The organism is Caloramator mitchellensis (assembly GCF_001440545.1).
GTDB lineage: Bacteria > Bacillota > Clostridia > Clostridiales > Caloramatoraceae > Caloramator > Caloramator mitchellensis.
Genome location: NZ_LKHP01000003.1, coordinates 1 through 17,770, shown reverse-complemented (window position 1 = coordinate 17,770; position 17,770 = coordinate 1). Strand labels below are relative to the sequence as shown.

The 17,770-nt window shown below is 33.3% G+C and carries 18 protein-coding genes; 3 read left to right on the top strand and 15 right to left on the bottom strand.

Annotation, left to right across the window (positions count from 1 at the left end):
• Positions 1–5: 5 nt before the first annotated feature.
• Positions 6–722, bottom strand: coding sequence for a zinc dependent phospholipase C family protein (locus ABG79_RS03235; RefSeq protein WP_057977092.1), 717 nt, complete (start codon positions 720–722; stop codon positions 6–8).
• A 262-nt stretch (positions 723–984) separates the two neighbouring features.
• Here ABG79_RS03235 and ABG79_RS03230 point away from each other — a divergent pair, with 262 nt between their 5' ends.
• Both ABG79_RS03230 and spoVB read left to right on the top strand, forming a co-directional pair.
• A complete protein-coding gene (locus ABG79_RS03230) occupies positions 985–2,100 on the top strand; it encodes an aminopeptidase (RefSeq protein WP_057977090.1) in 1,116 nt (371 codons plus the stop codon).
• A gap of 293 nt (positions 2,101–2,393) precedes the next feature.
• Entirely contained in the window at positions 2,394–3,857 is a 1,464-nt protein-coding gene (gene spoVB / locus ABG79_RS03225; RefSeq protein WP_057977088.1) for a stage V sporulation protein B, read from the top strand.
• 68 nt (positions 3,858–3,925) lie between these two features.
• Here the strand turns inward: spoVB and ABG79_RS03220 are convergent, their stop codons facing one another.
• The 12 genes from ABG79_RS03220 to ABG79_RS12475 form a co-directional block, all read right to left on the bottom strand.
• On the bottom strand, positions 3,926–4,888 hold the full coding sequence (locus ABG79_RS03220) for an ABC transporter ATP-binding protein (RefSeq protein ID WP_057977086.1): 963 nt from the start codon (positions 4,886–4,888) through the stop codon (positions 3,926–3,928).
• Positions 4,881–5,858: an oligopeptide/dipeptide ABC transporter ATP-binding protein gene (locus ABG79_RS03215; protein WP_057977470.1), complete on the bottom strand. Its 978-nt coding sequence runs from the start codon at positions 5,856–5,858 to the stop codon at positions 4,881–4,883. Before ABG79_RS03215 ends, ABG79_RS03220 begins: the two co-directional genes overlap by 8 nt.
• Before the next feature lie 21 nt (positions 5,859–5,879).
• Positions 5,880–6,845, bottom strand: a complete 966-nt coding sequence (opp4C, locus tag ABG79_RS03210) for an oligopeptide ABC transporter permease (RefSeq protein ID WP_057977083.1) — start codon at positions 6,843–6,845, stop codon at positions 5,880–5,882.
• Between the two features lie 10 nt (positions 6,846–6,855).
• A complete protein-coding gene (locus ABG79_RS03205; RefSeq protein WP_057977081.1) occupies positions 6,856–7,806 on the bottom strand; it encodes an ABC transporter permease in 951 nt (316 codons plus the stop codon).
• Positions 7,807–8,026: 220 nt separating this feature from the next.
• Positions 8,027–9,604 carry a peptide-binding protein gene (locus tag ABG79_RS03200; RefSeq protein ID WP_057977079.1) on the bottom strand — a complete coding sequence of 526 codons (1,578 nt, stop codon included), beginning with the start codon at positions 9,602–9,604 and terminating at the stop codon, positions 8,027–8,029.
• A gap of 13 nt (positions 9,605–9,617) precedes the next feature.
• On the bottom strand, positions 9,618–10,784 hold the full coding sequence (locus ABG79_RS03195; RefSeq protein ID WP_057977078.1) for a hypothetical protein: 1,167 nt from the start codon (positions 10,782–10,784) through the stop codon (positions 9,618–9,620).
• A 194-nt stretch (positions 10,785–10,978) separates the two neighbouring features.
• Positions 10,979–11,386, bottom strand: coding sequence for a hypothetical protein (locus ABG79_RS03190; protein ID WP_057977075.1), 408 nt, complete (start codon positions 11,384–11,386; stop codon positions 10,979–10,981).
• Positions 11,379–12,290: an RluA family pseudouridine synthase gene (locus ABG79_RS03185; RefSeq protein ID WP_200956786.1), complete on the bottom strand. Its 912-nt coding sequence runs from the start codon at positions 12,288–12,290 to the stop codon at positions 11,379–11,381. Before ABG79_RS03185 ends, ABG79_RS03190 begins: the two co-directional genes overlap by 8 nt.
• Positions 12,283–13,284, bottom strand: a complete 1,002-nt coding sequence (locus ABG79_RS03180) for a hypothetical protein (RefSeq protein WP_057977071.1) — start codon at positions 13,282–13,284, stop codon at positions 12,283–12,285. The genes ABG79_RS03185 and ABG79_RS03180 overlap by 8 nt, the downstream gene beginning before the upstream one ends.
• Positions 13,285–13,335: 51 nt before the next feature.
• The gene (locus tag ABG79_RS03175; RefSeq protein ID WP_057977069.1) at positions 13,336–14,301 is read right to left on the bottom strand and encodes an RluA family pseudouridine synthase; all 966 of its coding nucleotides are present in this window, start codon (positions 14,299–14,301) and stop codon (positions 13,336–13,338) included.
• A gap of 153 nt (positions 14,302–14,454) precedes the next feature.
• Entirely contained in the window at positions 14,455–14,754 is a 300-nt protein-coding gene (locus ABG79_RS12780) for a HesB/IscA family protein (protein ID WP_341408292.1), read from the bottom strand.
• Between the two features lie 95 nt (positions 14,755–14,849).
• The gene (locus tag ABG79_RS12475) at positions 14,850–15,005 is read right to left on the bottom strand and encodes a hypothetical protein (RefSeq protein ID WP_160318212.1); all 156 of its coding nucleotides are present in this window, start codon (positions 15,003–15,005) and stop codon (positions 14,850–14,852) included.
• A gap of 486 nt (positions 15,006–15,491) precedes the next feature.
• Here ABG79_RS12475 and ABG79_RS03170 point away from each other — a divergent pair, with 486 nt between their 5' ends.
• Positions 15,492–16,175, top strand: coding sequence for a DUF554 domain-containing protein (locus ABG79_RS03170; RefSeq protein WP_057977067.1), 684 nt, complete (start codon positions 15,492–15,494; stop codon positions 16,173–16,175).
• Here ABG79_RS03170 and ABG79_RS03165 read toward each other — a convergent pair whose 3' ends face one another.
• Both ABG79_RS03165 and ABG79_RS03160 read right to left on the bottom strand, forming a co-directional pair.
• On the bottom strand, positions 16,176–16,697 hold the full coding sequence (locus tag ABG79_RS03165) for a replicative helicase loader/inhibitor (protein ID WP_057977065.1): 522 nt from the start codon (positions 16,695–16,697) through the stop codon (positions 16,176–16,178).
• Positions 16,690–17,544 carry a hypothetical protein gene (locus tag ABG79_RS03160; RefSeq protein ID WP_057977063.1) on the bottom strand — a complete coding sequence of 285 codons (855 nt, stop codon included), beginning with the start codon at positions 17,542–17,544 and terminating at the stop codon, positions 16,690–16,692. The genes ABG79_RS03165 and ABG79_RS03160 overlap by 8 nt, the downstream gene beginning before the upstream one ends.
• Between the last annotated feature and the right edge of the window lie 226 nt (positions 17,545–17,770).

Genomic DNA, 17,770 nt, shown 5'->3' with positions numbered 1-17,770 from the left:
CTTTTCTAATGTTTACCTTCATTTATTTTAATAATATCATTATAATATTTCAACATAAACCCGGCTGTGCTTTTTTGAGCTTGTATCAGTATTTCAGATGTAATTTTATAATATCTGTCCTCACGGTTATTTATGTTCTTAAATTTCATATAAGTTTCGATTGCCTTGTCAGCATTAGATTGAATAAATGATTTAATGTTATCGAGATAAATTCCACCTTCTCTTGCTTTAAATATATCATGCAGCAAATAAGTCTTGATAACCCAAAGTTCATATCTTCTATGGCTGTCAAGCAGTTTTACATTAACATGCTGTGGAACAGTCATATCCTGAAGTATATGGGCTGCACAACCAAAATAAAACATAGATGCTTGGACTTTTCCTTCCCTATATAATTTTATAGATTTAGTATAGTAATATGTAATCTCTTTTAGTGCATTGCTTGCACCATAAAGTCCTCTTTCACTTTCCGGGTTATAAAAATGATTGCTGCTCTTAAAATCCTGGTCAGCCCAAACTACACCAGAATTTATATCATGCATATAGTTTTTTAAAAAATCATGTGCAGCTAATTTTCCATCTTTCCTTAAAATTTCAAGAGCCTCTTCAGTTATAAATTTATGAACTTTGCATTCTGTCTTGATTATTTTCTTTTTAATAGGGTTAACTGCTTTCAATACATTCCTCATCAAAAAACCGTAGGAATTTTCTATATGACCCATAAAATCACCCCTAAAAGCAATTATCAATTATATTATGACATAAAATAAAAAAAATATCCTCCATTTCGGAGGATATAAAGATGATTTTTTATGATAAACCTTACGTAACTGCTTTCACACTATTACTATTTTAGACTTCATTCGACATTTTGTAAAGAGGGTATTTAAAAAATTTTTCCACTATAGTATAATATATTTGCTAAAAAAAATTAACAATATTAATGGGGTTTTTTAAATCTATTATTTTCAAGGAGGTCTCATTATGGTAGACGAAAGAGTAAAGGTCCTCGCAAGAAATTTAATCAATTATTCCTGCAGAGTAAAAGAAGGCGAAAAGGTTTTAATTGAAACTATTCACCTTGAACTTCCTCTTGTTACTGAACTTGTAAAGGCTGCTTATGAAGCAGGTGCAATCCCTTTTGTTACTATTAAGAACAAGACTGTTGATAGAGCAATATTAATGGGTGCAACTGAAGAGCAGATGAAGATGATGGCTAAATATGAAGCTGCAAGAATGAGCGACATGGATGCTTACATAGGATTAAGGTCAGGAAACAATACTTCAGAATTATCAGACGTTCCATCAGAAAAGCTTGGTTTATACAACAAATACTTCTGGCATGAAGTTCACGGCAAAATAAGAGTGCCAAAGACTAAATGGGTTGTTTTAAGATACCCATCACCTTCAATGGCACAGCTTGCAAACATGAGCACTGAAGCTTTTGAAGATTTCTACTTCAATGTTTGCAACCTTGACTATTCAAAAATGTCAAGGGCAATGGACCCGCTTGTTGAGTTGATGCAAAAAACTGATAAGGTTAGAATAGTTGGTGAAGGAACAGACCTTACATTCTCAATCAAGGGAATTCCAGTTGTAAAATGCGATGGAAAGATGAATATTCCAGATGGTGAAGTTTACACTGCACCTGTTAAGGACAGCGTAAATGGCTATATCACCTACAATGCACCTTCAGAATACCAAGGATTTACTTACGAGAATATTAGACTTGAATTTAAAGATGGAAAGATAGTAAATGCAACTGCAAACAACACTGAAAGAATCAATAAAGTATTTGATACCGACGAGGGCGCAAGATACGTTGGTGAATTTGCAATTGGTGTTAACCCATACATCAATAAGCCAATGAAGGATACTCTTTTCGATGAAAAGATTGCTGGTTCAATCCACTTTACTCCAGGAAGTTCATATGACGATGCTTTCAATGGAAACAAATCAGCAATACACTGGGATTTAGTTTACATCCAAACTCCAGAATACGGCGGAGGAGAAATATACTTCGACGATGTTCTAATAAGAAAGGATGGAAGATTTGTTCTTCCTGAATTAGAAGGCTTAAACCCTGAAAATTTGAAATAATATAATTCTATAATTAAAATAAGATATAACTTTAGCCCTATGATATGATTTTTTAAAGTTTCTCCTTTTTCCGAGCACATATGCTTTGCATTTTATGCATGAGCATTAGTCACTGCGGTTGAAGGGTAGTCATTTAATAATCGTTTCATAGGGCATAATTATTTTTATTTCGAATAAACGCTTCATGAAAATTTATTAAGTTTAAAGCTTTGTTTTTTAGTATACAACTTATTTATTCATAAAAACATCATATCGTTCATATTATTCAAGTAGAGTAATCAAAAGGGCATATCATGAAGGTTTCAAATTTTTATAAAAACACCGCAATACTAGTTATTTCAAATGTTGTAACGGGAACATTAAATTTTTTGTTTTCTATAATTCTTTCAAGAAGCATAGGTCCTGAAGGAATGGGGATTTATCAGCTTGTTATGCCATTATATACTATGTTTTTATTCATAACAGGCGGTGGTATAACAGTTGCTGTCTCAAAAATAGCAGCAGAGAAAAAGGCACTTGGAAGACTAAGAGAACTATATAAAACTGTTAATATCCTATGCATATTTGAATTTATTTGGTCGCTGCTCGTTGTAACAATTTTGCTCTTCATTTCAAAATTTATTTCAAATAATATAATAAAGGATGCAAGAACCTACTATAGCATATTAGCTTTTTTGCCGGCATTAATAATCGTTTCTATTTCTTCTGTTGTAAAGGGAACTTATTATGGCATCCAAAGGGTTATTGAGCCCGCAATAATCGATGTATTTGAAAAAATTGTTAGAATAGCTGTTATGTTTCCTCTATTAAACCTGGTTAAAAATATAAGCCTGGAACTTTCGTGTGCATCTGCAGTCCTTGCACTAAGCTGCGGTGAAGCATCAAGTTTAGTCTTGTTTTATATATTCTATTCTATATATAAAAGAAAGCATAGGACATTTGAAAAAACCGATAATTCGCTTCAGTTGTTGTTTAATACGCTTAAAATTTCTACCCCACTTGCCTTTAATGGAATATTTTCTACAATTTTCAGCATGATTATTGCAATAATTATCCCATTAAGGCTTCAGGTCGCAGGATTTACTCATCAACAATCGCTTTCAATGTTTGGAAAAGTTACTGGCATGGCTTTAAATATAATTTTCTACCCTGCAATTATATTAAATTCGCTTAGCGTAATATTGATTCCTTCTATTTCAGAAGCACTTGTTCAAAAGGATTACAGGACAGTAAACAGAAGAATTTACAAGGCATTAGATGTATCAGCACTTGTATCATTAGCTTCAATGATTATTTTAATAAATTTTCCTGAAAAGATTGCGCTTACATTTTACAAAGATGCCTCAATTGCTCCAATGCTTAAATTTTTAGCATTTGGTATGCCCCTTGTATATATCGAAATAATAAGCTTTTCAATCTTAAACGCTCTTGGGAAGCAAAAGGAAATAATGATTAATTCGCTTATAATATCCTTATCGGATTTAACAATACTTTATATTTTACTTGCCATTCCAAATATAAATATTTACGGATATGCAATTAACTTTATAATTTCAGCCATTTTGGGGATTGTTTTAAGTTGGATTATTGTTTTATCAAACTATGAATTTAAATTTAATATGCTATCATTTATTTTTTCACATTCCATAGCCTTTTTTATAACATTATTGTTAACAAAATTTATATATATAAAATTATCTAATATATACTTGTTAATCATTTCAGTCTACATTACGTATATTATTCTTAAAGAATAAGGCAGTTTCAAAGTATATCTTGAAACTGCTCTCTTTCTAGATATATGTATACTTATTTTTAAAAGTCTTTAGATTATATGACAGGCTACATAATGGCCCTTCTTTATTTCAATAAATTTAGGATTTTCTTCAATGCAAATTGGAATTGCAAAACTACATCTATTGCAGAATACGCATCCCTTTGGAGTATTTATAGGCGAAGGAACATCCCCTTGCAAAATAATTCTATCCTTTTTTATTTTGGGGTTTGGTATTGGAACAGCTGATAGCAATGCTTTTGTATATGGGTGCAATGGCTCTTCAAATATATCCTCACTATGTCCCATTTCAACAAGCTTTCCAAGATACATTACTCCTATTCTATCTGAAATATGCCTTACTACGCTTAAATCATGTGAAATAAACATATATGTCAAATTTAATTTTTCCTTTAATTCCTCAAACAAATTTATTATCTGGGCTTGAATTGATACATCAAGAGCAGATACCGCCTCATCTGCAACAATGAATTTAGGATTTGAGGCCAGTGCCCTTGCAATGCAAATTCTTTGTCTTTGTCCTCCACTAAACTCATGGGGATATCTTCTTATATGGTATGGACTTAGCCCTACAAGTTGCAAAAGCTCCTTAATTCTATCAAGCCTCTCTCCTCTGCTCATTTTTTCATGAATCAGGAGTGGTTCTCCTATAATATCGCCAACTGTTTGCCTTGGATTTAAAGAAGAATATGGGTCCTGGAAAATGAGCTGCATATTGCGTCTCATTAATCTTAATTCTTCTTCGTTTAAATTAGATATATTTGCCCCATCAAAATATATTTCTCCTTCAGTTGGTTCGATAAGTCTTAATATTGTCCTTCCAGTTGTTGATTTGCCGCATCCCGATTCTCCAACTATCCCCAGAACTTCCCCTTGATTGATAAAAAAATCAACACCATCAACAGCCTTAAGGTAATTAACCGTTCTATTAAAAAATCCGCCTTTAATTGGAAAATATTTTTTAAGACCTTTAACTTCAATAAGCCTACTCATTTTTTTCACCATCCTCATAGATAAAGCATCTTACAGCTCTATCTTCCGAAAAACGTTTAATATTAGGTTCATTTTTATAACAAATTTCCTTTGCATATTTGCACCTTGGGGAAAATCTACAACCCTTTGGCATATTTAAAGGATTTGGAACAACTCCTGGGATAGACTCAAGCTTCCCCTTCTTCCCTTCTACTGAAGGAATTGAATTTAAAAGTCCTTTTGTATACGGATGAAGTGGATTTTCAAATATGTCGTGAACAGTCCCTTCTTCAACTATTTTACCTGCATACATTACAACAATTCTATCGCATGTTTCTGCAACAACCCCTAAATTATGAGTAATGAGCATTACTGCTGCATTGAATTCCTTCTTCAACTCATTCATGAGTTCAAGAATCTGTGCTTGAACTGTAACATCAAGTGCAGTTGTAGGTTCATCTGCTATTAAAAGTTTAGGGTTGCAGGCAAGTGCCATTGCTATCATTACTCTCTGTCTCATTCCTCCGCTTAATGTATGCGGATATTCATTGACTACCTTCTCAGGAGATGGAATATTAACCTTTCTTAGAAGTTCTATCGACTTTTCCCACGCGGTATGTTTATCCATTTTCTGATGAAGCATAAGAACTTCACTAATTTGATATCCTATCTTGAAAACAGGATTTAAAGATGTCATAGGCTCCTGAAAAATCATGCTTATTTTGTTTCCTCTTAATTTTCTCATATCCTTAATTGGAAGTTCCAGTAAATTAGTTCCCTCAAAAATAATTTCACTTTCTTCGAGTATTTTTGCCTGCACAGGTGGGACGAGTCTTAATATCGAAAGTGAAGTAACGCTTTTTCCGCAACCTGACTCTCCAACGAGTCCCAGAGTCTCGCCATGTTTTATATAAAAATCAACTCCGTCAACAGCTGGAACAACCCCATCCTCTGTATAAAAATACGTTTTTAAATTTCTTACTTCAAGCATCTTTCCCACATTTAACACCCCCTACTGTTTTAGTCTTGGGTCGAGGGCATCTCTAAGACCATCGCCAAAGAAATTAAATGAAAGAACTGTTATAAAAATAAACATTCCAGGATAAAACGCCTTCCATGGGGCGTTAAGCATTGTATCCAACTCCTGAGCATTAGTAAGCATATTCCCCCATGTAGGAGTGGGAGGCTGAACTCCAAGTCCAAAAAAGCTAAGAGCTGATTCTGTCAGTATTGCCCCGGCAATCCCCATAGTTGCAGCAACGATTATGGGAGCCATAGCGTTTGGTAATATATGAACAAATATTATTCTCAATTTTTTAGCACCAATTCCTCTTGCTGCCTCAACGAAGTCCCTCTTTTTAAGTGTCAAAAATTCTGCTCTTACATATCTTGCGATGCCAGTCCATCCCGTAAGTCCTATAACTATCATAACGTTATATATATTAGGCTTAAACACCGCCATGACGGTTATTAAAAGCAACATAGTTGGTATCGACATCAGGGCATCAACTATTCTCATCATGATGTTATCTACCCATCCGCCAAAGTATCCTGCAATAGCTCCCCATATCGTCCCTATTAAAACATATATCCCAACCGAAACAAATCCAACAGTCAATGAAATTCTTCCTGCATAAAGGCATCTTGAAAAGACATCTCGTCCAAGCTCATCTCTCCCAAAATAGTTAGGTTTAAATAAAACTTCTTCACCATTCATATTTATATCCTTATATGGTTTGTAGGTCGGAGCCTTATCTACAAATAGAATATCATCTGGAGTGCCAGCAGGGTCATAAGGTGCTATAAGTGGTGCAAATATTGCTGACAGATAAAGAACAATTAAAACTATTAATCCCAAGACAGCTAATTTATTCTTTCTAAATCTTCTCCAAAATATTTTAATTTTTTTAGAAAATGTATCGCTAAACTCATAACTTTCCGCTTGATTGATATCCGTTTTATAATTTAACTCAGCCATATTATCACCCCTAATACTTGATTCTTGGGTCAACTATTGCATATAGTATGTCTGCAATTAAGCTTCCTATAACAACTAAAGCAGATGAAAACATAGTAACTCCCATAATAACTGGATAGTCCCTCATGAATGTTGCTTCAACCGCTAATCTTCCAAGCCCTGGCCATGAAAATATTGTTTCAGTTATAACTGCACCGCTGAAAAGACCTGGAATAATCAATCCCAGCATAGTAATAATTGGCAAAAGAGCATTCCTGAGTGCATGTTTATAAATAACTATTCTTTCAGAGAGGCCTTTGCTCCTTGCCGTTCTAATATAATCCTGATTTATAACTTCAAGCATTGAGCTTCTCATATATCTCATTTTAGATGCCATACTACCCATAGCAAGAACAGCAGAAGGCAAAATCAAATGCACTAATCTATCGGACAATACAAACTCATCAAAATTGCTTCTCATCCCGCCCGAAGGCAAAAGCCTTAATTTCAAGCTAAATAGCAATATAAGCATAAGTCCAAACCAGAAACTTGGTAGTGAAACTCCTATAAATGATAATGTGGAAAAGGCATAATCATAGGCACTATTTCTTTTTATCGCAGAAATAATTCCAGATGGGATTGCTATTAAAAATGAAATGATTGTTGCCACAAGTGCCAATATAAGAGTATTCGGCAATCTTTCCATTATCAGCTCCATAACTGGCCTGCTATGTAAAAAAGACGTTCCAAAATCCCCTTTCAAAACATTTTTCAGCCAAATCAAATATTGAACATAGATTGGCTTGTCCAATCCAAGATTTTTCTTTACCATTTCAACATCAATAGGACTTGCAACTTCTGGATTAATGAACATATTAACGGGGCTTCCTGGAGCTAATTGAATTATAAAAAAGCTTATAACCGAAATGATTAATAGCAGTGGAATAGCATGTAATATTCTTTTTATAATAAATTTAAACATCGTTTCACCCCCAACTTGATTATAATTAGGCTGTCTAAATTTATTTCATCTTAGCAAAGTTTTTACTAAACCCCATGAATGATTTCTTAAGGCTTACTCGTCATACATATGCTTTCGCTTTTCAAAGTTACAAATAGTTTCGCCTTAAAAAAATCATTTCATGGGGCATCTTAATGCTTACAAATTTTAATTGCCTTCTTACATTTAATTAGCAGCCTGCTTATTTGTCAATTGTCCACTGCATGTATCCTTCGTTAATTCCAAGCAAATCTACAACCTTAACATTTTTAACTCTCTTATTAAAGCCTTGAGCTCCTCTTCTATATACAATAAATGTCATAGGTTGTTCTTCTGCGACTATCTTTTGAACTTCGGCATAATATTTCTTTTGAAGATTTACATCAAATGTCTTTCTTGCCTCATCTAACAGATAGTCAACCCTTGCATTCTTGTATCCACCTCTGTTGAAATATCCTTTATCTGGGTCGCTATGATAGAATACTGTCTGGTCTCCGTCAAGTGCAGTTGTAAAGCCTCCAACATATGCATCAAAATTTCTTGGATTTACATATTTATTTAGGAATGTATTCCACTCAAGTATTCTCGGTTCTACTTGAATTCCTAATAGTTTTAACTGACTTTGAATATATACAACGAGTTTTTCTCTCATTATATTTCCCTTATTAGTCAATAACACAAATTTAAACTTTACCCCATTCTTTTCTCTTATACCATCTTTACCAACCTTCCAGCCTGCCTGGTCGAGAAGTTGCTTTGCCTTAGCAAGGTTATAATTATACTTAGGAACATTTGCTGAATATGCCCAAATCTTTGGATGATATGAGCCATCTGCAACCTTTCCTATACCTTTGTATATTCCGTTTACAATAGCCTGTTTATTTGTTGCATAACTAATAGCCTGCCTTACCCTTTTATCTGAGAAGTATGGGCTCTTTATATTGTAAAGTATGCAATCAAAAGCTAATCTATCGTAAACAAATACATTAAGATTTTGTTTTGTTTTCATTCTTGCTATGTCTGATTCAGGAATATATACCCAATCTGCTTCTCCTGTTTCAGCCTTTACCATAGCGACTGCCTGTGAAGGAGTGATTGTAAATATTATTTTATCAACCTTTGGTCTTCCACCATAGAAATTAGGATTAGCCTCAAGAACAACTCTTTCTGCAGGTTTCCATTCTACGAACTTAAAAGGTCCATTACCTATAGGCTTTTTGTTGTATTCGCTTTGTTTAACTTTTGTTCTATCAACATTTTCCCATAGGTGTTTTGGAATAATATACCCAAAAGTAAAGTTTGGAATCAAAGCTGAATCAGGTTCCTTTAATTTAAATACAACTGTATACTTGTCTGGAGTTTCAATTTTATCTATTTTTTCAAAGTCTGTATATCTTGGTGAATTGACTCTTTTATCCAGTATAAATTCATATGAGAATTTAACATCTGCAGATGTTAATTCAACTCCATCATGCCACTTGATTCCCTTTTTAAGTTTAAATGTTATTGTCTTTTGGTCCTTTGAAATTGTTGGCATAGCTTCAGCCATATCTGGTATTATCTTTGTATCCCAGTCTCTTGTTAAGAGACCTCTAAACAAAAATCCAGTCACTTCAGATGAAGCTGAATCTGATGATATTGCAGGGTTTAAGTCAATCGGATCAGAAAAAGTTGCATAGTAAACTTCGTTGCCCTTAGCTGGCGCTTTTGCAATTGCATTTGGAGCAACAAGGGTTAAAACCAATAGAAAACTTAAAATTAGGGATACTAATTTTTTCATACCTCACTCCCCCTTACCAGTCTGTTCTTTCAATTGAAATTACTTTATATCCTTCTAATGGATCAACAGTAAATATTATTTTATCTGACGGAACTAAATCAATAAGTCTTATAAACTCTCCATTCTTATTCTTAATCGCTGCAGCATCTGAAACTACCAATGTATCCTCAAATGCAATTTTTCCATATTTATATATTGCAACTTTAATAGTCTTCTTAGCATTATTTACCTCAACTATTCTTGCAGGAACATCGTTATAGAAAGCATCAATATAGATTATTTCGCCATCAAGATTAGTTCTAACATATGCATATGTTCCTCTATATATTGCCTTTTGTAGGGTTGTTTCCTTGCCATTAAGTTCTACATAACAATCCTCTGAGATTGGGAATGCATTAAATTCAACAGCGTCGATTTGATACATCTTCTTTTGGTATGAAATTTTAATTAGATTATTAACTTCTTCATCTGTTAAATCCTTATCAGTAAAGTCCTTCTCAAAATCGATGTAATAATTATTCTTTTCCTTAACTAATTTTGCTTCATCATCTGGAGCAGTTTTATCAAATTCCTTATCAGAGGCTATAACCTTTATATCCTTGCCATTAACAGTTAATTTAATTGTGTCTTGTAGCACTTCTATTTGCCCAAGTCCCAACCTTTTGTTGTTCACATAAATAAAGCTTGTTTCATCAACTGCCTGCAATTCTTTTACGTTAGCTAAAGCACCACTTACAAGATTTGTCCTTGAATCAAGCTTAGGTGCTGCAACAGTTGGAGCTACTGGGTCGTCAGTTTCGTTTTGCCTAATATCATTAACTTCTAATCCTAATGTTCCTCTTCCTTCTATGCCAGGTGTAGGGATATCTAAATAGCTGATATATTGTGGAACATTTCCCTTTAGTGCTAACTTAAACTTAACCTTTAGTCCTTTTTTAATTGTTTCAGAAAAATCTACTGTATTTCCTAAACTGTAAACCTTAGTTTGACTTGTTACCTTATAGCTAACTGCTTTTCCATTTTCCAAAACAGTTAGGGTTGACGAAGAATAGTTTTTAACTATGCCTACCTTTAGTGCACTTTCGGTTATTTTTGTTGTGCTTTTAGCAAAGGCATTTGTTGAAAGGCTTAAAGTGAATACAAATACCGTCAAAACAAAGTAAGCAATTTTCTTTAACATAAACTCCCCTCCTTTAATTGTTAAAATTTAACATTATTATAATATAATTCTATTATTAATCAAAAATTCCTTCTTTTTGATTGTTAATTTTTGATAATTTGTTTTTTATGTTTTATTTATATGTTTATTGAGGCTGACAAAAAAATATTCCAAACAAAAAACTGCTAATTAGTTTAGCAGCTTTTTGTTTGGAATCAATATATCATCCTGTTTATCCCATGTTCAATTATAGTATCCATCGCCATATCAAAATTAAATTCATCATCTTTAACTTTGCAGTTTAGCTTAATTAAAGCTTCCTTCCCTTTAGAAAAATTTTTTATCTCTAATTCAAATCCATTGACATTTTCTTTTATATGTAAGTCATCTTTAATTCCTGTTAATATAGGACATTCTATTAATATTCCTACCTCACCCTTTTCATTTTCATATCCAACCACGTTATACCTTACGCTCTTTTCTTTGTCAGAAAAGACTATGTTAAAGCTCATCAAATCCCTCTTTATGGGATGTTCTATTGATTTAATGCTTTCGATTTCGTATCGTTCAAGTCCGTCTACTTTTCTTTGAATATCTTCTTTAATGCTTTGAAGTTTATTCATCCCTTACCTCCTCGTATTTTATGTTTTTTTGTTCCAATATTCTTTTAAAATCATCAGGCATTTTTGCTATTATTTCTATTTCCTCATCATTCCTTATTTTTGTAAGCTTAAGCCTGAATGCATGAAGCGCCTGCCTGTTTATTAAATTGCTTTCCCTGCCATAAAGTGTATCACCTAAAATAGGGTGTCCTATATGACTTAAATGCACCCTTATCTGGTGGGTTCTTCCGGTTTCTAATGTCAATTTAACAAGTGAAATTTCATCGCTGCTGCTCAAAACTTCATAGTGAGTTACTGCCCTTTGACCATTTTCCATGACGCATCTTTTAACAGAATCAGGGTATGGCCTATCTATAGGAAGGTCTATGGTTCCAAAACCTTCCATTTTGCCTTCAACAATAGCAATATATTGCTTCTCCACCTCATTGTTGTCGAACTTTTTAGCCATAGCCTGATGTGCAAACTGACTTTTGGCTATTATTACAAGTCCTGAAGTATCCCTATCCAGCCTGTTTACAAGCCTTACAATTGACCTTTGCCCCGTCTTTTCAAAATAATACATAACTGCATTAGCAAGAGTTCCGTATGGATGACCCTTAGTTGGATGAACTACCATAAATGGCGGCTTATTAACAACCAATATATCCTCATCCTCATAAACAACATTTAAAGGGATATCTTCTGGAATTATATCCTGCTCCTTGTTTTCTTTAATTAATATTTCCACCCTGTCGCCTTCCCTTAAAACATCATTAGCCCATGCAGGTTTGCCGTTTATTAATACTCCATCATTTTTAGTCAATTTTTTGATTAACCTTGTTGAAAATTCCTTTTCGAATTTAAGAAAATTATCAAGCCTTTTCCCAGCATCCTTTTTTTCAATATTAAATTCCATCTTACTCATCATAATACTCCCCATCGATTGCCTCAAAATTTATCTTTTGCGTAATGCTCGAGCAAAATTGCATTATATCAACATAATCCTCGGCTTTACCGCTTATCTCAATTTCAACCCCATCTTCTATAAAATTTATTATTATATTTTCACCCTCTGATTTTACAGTGTAGCCCTTAAAATTCTTGTTTGCCTTTTTTTCATTTAGAATAATATTCACATCATCCTTATTATAATTAAGCCTAAGAACATTTTCTTCCTGAATCCTAATTATTTCTATTTTGATTAAACTATAATCGCCGCTTATGCTAATCTTAGGTATAAAACTGATATATTTTAAAGCGTCTTCTATGTTTAAAAAATATGCAGACTCACAGCCGTCGTAGGCGAAGTTTTTCTGAGGCAATGAATCTACTCTAAACAAATTGTCATCGATTGGCTTATTAATCGATACATACTCAAATGTGCTCAAAGACACAATCGAATTATTTATAAAATACTCAATCTTATAAGGCAGACTGATTCCTTCATGTTCGAACGTCCAAATTTTTTTGACATATTTCGTATCATCGATATTACAAATAAACGAAAAAATATTGTAAGTAATATTTCCCTTTGTTTCATATCCTTGAAACTCAGTCTTCGAATCATAGGGCATACTGAAAGCGTCGAATATATCCAGCTCTATTTTAGGAATGGTCTGCCTAACAATTATTTTATCTAATCTATCGTTATAATAAACATAATTATACCTGTTAATTATTTCAACCTCGTGTAAATCATCTAATTTTTCTATCCTAACCTTATCTGGATGCGAATAATATATTTTTTTCTGCAACTCAAATTTTCCGTCCCATTCGCTAAAGCTCACCCTTTTTTCAATGTAAACAATGCTTTTTATCTGATTTGAATTTATTTTTTCTAAAACTTCAACATCTAAATCGCTTTCAAAAGCTATAACCAATATCAATATAAAGCTCAGCAATAAAATAATTTTTTTCATAACATCTTCATTAAGATTGCTTTATTAAAATATATTATTCGCATAGTTTAATTAAAACTTAAATATCTCATTTTTAATCTTTTTATAAGCCGGAGGTAAATTCATTGCAACAACGTGATTGTTAAGGTATTCAAGTTTACCCTTCATATTAGTAAATACAATTTTATTTGCAATCAACAATTGATTTGATAGACCGTATTTGTTATATAAGATGCTGTTTAACTTTTTAACTCCATACTTAGGGTCTCCTAAAATTGGGCAACCTAAACTTGCAAGGTGCGCTCTTATCTGATGGCTTCTTCCGGTGATTAAATCTATTTCAACCTCTGAATAAGTCCCTACAGTATCTATTGTTCTTATCTTTGTTATTATTTCCTTTGAATCCCTCGTTTTCTCCTTTGAAACCATAACTTTGTTATTCAGCCTATCCTTTGAAAGGTATGCAATATAAGTTCCATCTTCAACCTTTCCCTTTATAAGAGCTGAATAATATTTTTTAATGTTTCCATCCCTTACGGCCTCGTTTAGCTCTTTAAGCGATTCATAATTTTTAGCATAAATTACAAGCCCTTCGGTGTTTCTATCCAGCCTGTTGCAAGGCGATGGAGAAAATGTCTTCTCTTCTTCTGGTTTATATTCTCCCTTATCATAAAGATAGGCAAGCACCATGTCCGTTAGAGTAAACTCATCCCCTTCATCAGGGTGAACAAGCAAATCTACTCCCTTCTCAGCTACAAGAACATTTTCATCCTCATAGGCAACCTTTAAATCAAGATTTTGTATCTTAAGGAATTTATGTTTCTTCTCCTTTTTATGCTCTTCCGGTTCAAATTTAAATAAAACCACATCACCCTCATTTAATATGTATTTTTCACTGCTCTTTTTGCCGTTTACAACAATCCCTTTTGTTCTTATATGTTTATAAATCATGCTAAGAGGCATATTTTTAAGATATTTTCTTAAAAACTTATCAAGTCTTTGCCCTGCTTCATTTTGTGTTATAACTATTTCCTTCATAATTTCGACCTCCTTTTGGTGCCAGGCACTTAAGATTAAGTTTCTTAATTTATTATTGTCATTATATAACAAAAAAACACTTAGTGCCAGCCTATTAACAAAAGACATCCCTATGTAAAATACATAGAGATGTCTTTTGTTGTTCGTATTAAATTAGCTGCATCCACCGCCGCCGTAAAGTGAGTCTACTGAAAATCTCTTTCCAAAGTAAGTGTTTCTATAATCAATGATAAACCCTGGAGTATATTCAACCATTTCGTCATCAAGAATTATATTAACACCTTCAACTTCAAAAACCTTGTCGCCTTCCTTTGGCACATCCAGTGCCATTCCGTAGCTTGGACCACCTCATCCAAAACCTGCGATATAAACTCTAATCCCGTGGTTTTCGCCTTTTTCTTGTATTTTTTTCTTAAGCTCCATAGCAGCATCTGCTGATATTTTAATTTGCATATTATCCCTCCATTTTTATACCCTTTACAGGTATATTATATTACATATTATGAATTATTTCAACAAAATGTTAAAAAAACACCCGGATTACCGGGTTATTTTAATTCATTCTTATTCTTTAATTTATTCAACATAGCGTCTTTATTCTTATATCCAACTATGTTATCAGAAAACGAAACTAATCTAACATCAGTAAGACCTATTCTATCATCATTAAGGTCAATTCTTTCTTTATCATCCCTTGTTTCCATAATATCACTCCTTTCAACATTAATTTATAAATTGTGTCAAAATTTGTTTTTTTGACTATTATATATTAAGAAAATATCCTGCATGAACAACTAACCCAAGCGAATTTTAAGGGGGTGAAACTATGTTTAATAATTCAGCTTCATTACTTGCATTGCTATTCTTATTCTGTTGTGATGGTGGTGGCTGTAGAAGAAAATGCAAAAGGAGATGCAGATGCTGTTAAATTTTAATAGTAAATTGAGCCTATATCACATAGGCTCAATTTCTTTTTCATCTGTTCTTTGCTTTCTAGCTTTCTTTTCTCTGTCTTCATTTTTCTTAGCTTTTTTGTTTTCCTTGTCCTTTGCCATATTCAACTCTCCTTTCGCTATCTGAATTTATTTTAGCCACATATTTTAGTTTTATACATTTTCAATTTATTTTTATTGTTTTTGCAATATCATTGTAATAAAATATCCTTAAGCGTTTATTTAGGGGGTAATGTTATGCTCGGAACTATTGTCAATTTCTTTTCAATTATCGTGGGCAGTTTATTGGGTTTGGTATTCAAAAAAGGAATGCCTGAGAGAATTAATGAAACCATCATGAGCGGCCTTGCACTTTGTGTTTTATTAATTGGAGTATCTGGAACTTTAAAATCCCAAAATATATTATTGATTATCTTTTCTATTGTTATAGGTGGAATCGCAGGTGAATTAGTAAATATAGACAAACTTTTAAATAATCTTGGCGATTTTATCGAGGGTAAATTAAAGGGTAAAGGCAATGTTTCAGAGGGGTTTGTAACTGCAAGCCTTCTGTATTGCGTTGGAGCAATGGCAATTGTCGGCTCACTCCAGAGCGGTCTTGAGGGGAATCACAAAATACTATTTGCAAAATCCATATTAGACGGGGTATCTGCAATCATATTCTCTTCCACCCTTGGTATTGGGGTAGTATTTTCAGCTTTTTCGGTATTGATTTATCAAGGCTTAATCACATTGATGGCATCATTTTTAAAGCCCTTGTTAGTAACAGCAACGATTAATGAAATGACTGCAGTAGGAAGCCTTTTAATTATCGGCCTTTCATTTAACATGCTTAAAATATCTAAGATTAAGGTAGCAAATCTTCTTCCTGCGGTAATAATTCCTATTTTATATCAAGTTGTCCTAAATTTTATAAAATAATCACCCAATCAATTTAGCACTTTCATTCTCGAGCATTTTAATCTCATTCTTTATAGAGTCAGGCAAGAGCCTGCTCTTTCTCTCTCTTTCCTGAAGAGAGTTGTATATCTTAATAAACTGCCCTCTTAATACGCCTATGTTTTGTTCTTCACAAAGGCAAATCTCTCTCCATGACAACCTTTCAGCAACCTGACGTGTTAATGGACTTAGGCTGTTAAGTGCTTCTTCCGGCCTGCAATAGCCATATAATCTTATAGCTTTAGTTATTTCTCCCCATGCCTGTCCCGCATCTATTTGTTCACATTTCTTCTGGGTAACATCTGCACATTGTCTTCTGATATCTGAAATCGTGGGCGGAAATGGACTTTCTAGAATAATCTTTTTTATTGCAATCTGAACAATTTGATAAGGAATATCCTGAAGCATCTCAAACCACAGCTGCTGTTTAAATTCATTCACCTCAAATTTATCATATGCTGCAGATAAAACAGCAAAAATTTTACCAACTTCAAGTTTAGTCAAATACGCTCCCTCCCCTTTCTATATTTTCTTCGTTTGATTTTTTTATAAGTTCAATAGCCTTTGCTATGTTTTTTGGAATATCACCATTTTTAGTATCTGGAACCCAATCTATATATTCCTCAAATGGTTTATCTGGTCCTAAAAAGGTAGCAGCAAGCTTTATATATTTCTCCTCAGTGCCATTAATCCTGCAGTGTTCTGCATAATTAGTTGCCGCCTTAATCATTAAATCGGGAATTTGATTTTCTTTAACTCTTGCTTTCCACGAACGAAATGCCCTTTTCTTCTCCCTTTTTCTCGGGTAAATGCTCCAAAAAAGCTCAAACTCATCAGAATAATCTTCTCCTTTGCCAGAACTTTTTTCATTCTGCGCTCCATCGCTATTTTGCGACTTCTCAGCCGGGGATAAAGATATATTCTTGTCGTTTGTTATCTTGTTAATTGTTTTTTTGTTTTTTGTTATATTGTGTTCTTCCGATGTTTCTTGACTGTTCACTTGCTGCTCAAAATAAAATTGATTTTGATACGCTTCGTAGTTTTTAATGCCTATTATAGTTCCAGTTCTAACCTTTTCCAAATCAATCATTTCATCGCTCTCTAAAAGCTTTAAAAATTCGTCCACTTGCTTTCGGGACCATCCCCACTTTTCCGAAAGTCTAAGTTCAGATGTATAAAGTGACCCCCTTGGCATAACTACAAATTGCCCTGAAATCAAAGCCTTTTTATCATCAAAGTTTGCATTCATCAGCAAATCAACCCACGCTTGTCCTTTACTGAAAGGCTTTATTTCCCACAGCCATGAATCTTGTATTTTTCTATGCAGGCAAATCCAACCTCCAAAGTTCATTTGCTCACCTCCTGTAAAAATATTTCAATACATAACTACAGGATTGTCCTAAGTATTTACACAAACAAATTAATTCTATTTGATTATTTGAAATATTTATTTGAAACTATGCCAAACGTTGCAAGCTGAAGTAAAAGGTCGCATTAAAATTCGGATTTTTTTGTAAAGGTGGTCCTATTTTGACACTTACATATAAAACACATCAACTAAACATAGTAGCAAAATT

Coding starts and splice junctions, on each gene's coding strand:
- ABG79_RS03235 (WP_057977092.1), bottom strand. CDS start 722: ATGGGTCATATAGAAAATTCCTACGGTTTTTTGATGAGGAATGTATTG.
- ABG79_RS03230 (WP_057977090.1), top strand. CDS start 985: ATGGTAGACGAAAGAGTAAAGGTCCTCGCAAGAAATTTAATCAATTAT.
- spoVB (WP_057977088.1), top strand. CDS start 2,394: ATGAAGGTTTCAAATTTTTATAAAAACACCGCAATACTAGTTATTTCA.
- ABG79_RS03220 (WP_057977086.1), bottom strand. CDS start 4,888: ATGAGTAGGCTTATTGAAGTTAAAGGTCTTAAAAAATATTTTCCAATT.
- ABG79_RS03215 (WP_057977470.1), bottom strand. CDS start 5,858: ATGCTTGAAGTAAGAAATTTAAAAACGTATTTTTATACAGAGGATGGG.
- opp4C (WP_057977083.1), bottom strand. CDS start 6,845: ATGGCTGAGTTAAATTATAAAACGGATATCAATCAAGCGGAAAGTTAT.
- ABG79_RS03205 (WP_057977081.1), bottom strand. CDS start 7,806: ATGTTTAAATTTATTATAAAAAGAATATTACATGCTATTCCACTGCTA.
- ABG79_RS03200 (WP_057977079.1), bottom strand. CDS start 9,604: ATGAAAAAATTAGTATCCCTAATTTTAAGTTTTCTATTGGTTTTAACC.
- ABG79_RS03195 (WP_057977078.1), bottom strand. CDS start 10,784: ATGTTAAAGAAAATTGCTTACTTTGTTTTGACGGTATTTGTATTCACT.
- ABG79_RS03190 (WP_057977075.1), bottom strand. CDS start 11,386: ATGAATAAACTTCAAAGCATTAAAGAAGATATTCAAAGAAAAGTAGAC.
- ABG79_RS03185 (WP_200956786.1), bottom strand. CDS start 12,290: ATGAGTAAGATGGAATTTAATATTGAAAAAAAGGATGCTGGGAAAAGG.
- ABG79_RS03180 (WP_057977071.1), bottom strand. CDS start 13,284: ATGAAAAAAATTATTTTATTGCTGAGCTTTATATTGATATTGGTTATA.
- ABG79_RS03175 (WP_057977069.1), bottom strand. CDS start 14,301: ATGAAGGAAATAGTTATAACACAAAATGAAGCAGGGCAAAGACTTGAT.
- ABG79_RS12475 (WP_160318212.1), bottom strand. CDS start 15,005: ATGGAAACAAGGGATGATAAAGAAAGAATTGACCTTAATGATGATAGA.
- ABG79_RS03170 (WP_057977067.1), top strand. CDS start 15,492: ATGCTCGGAACTATTGTCAATTTCTTTTCAATTATCGTGGGCAGTTTA.
- ABG79_RS03160 (WP_057977063.1), bottom strand. CDS start 17,544: ATGAACTTTGGAGGTTGGATTTGCCTGCATAGAAAAATACAAGATTCA.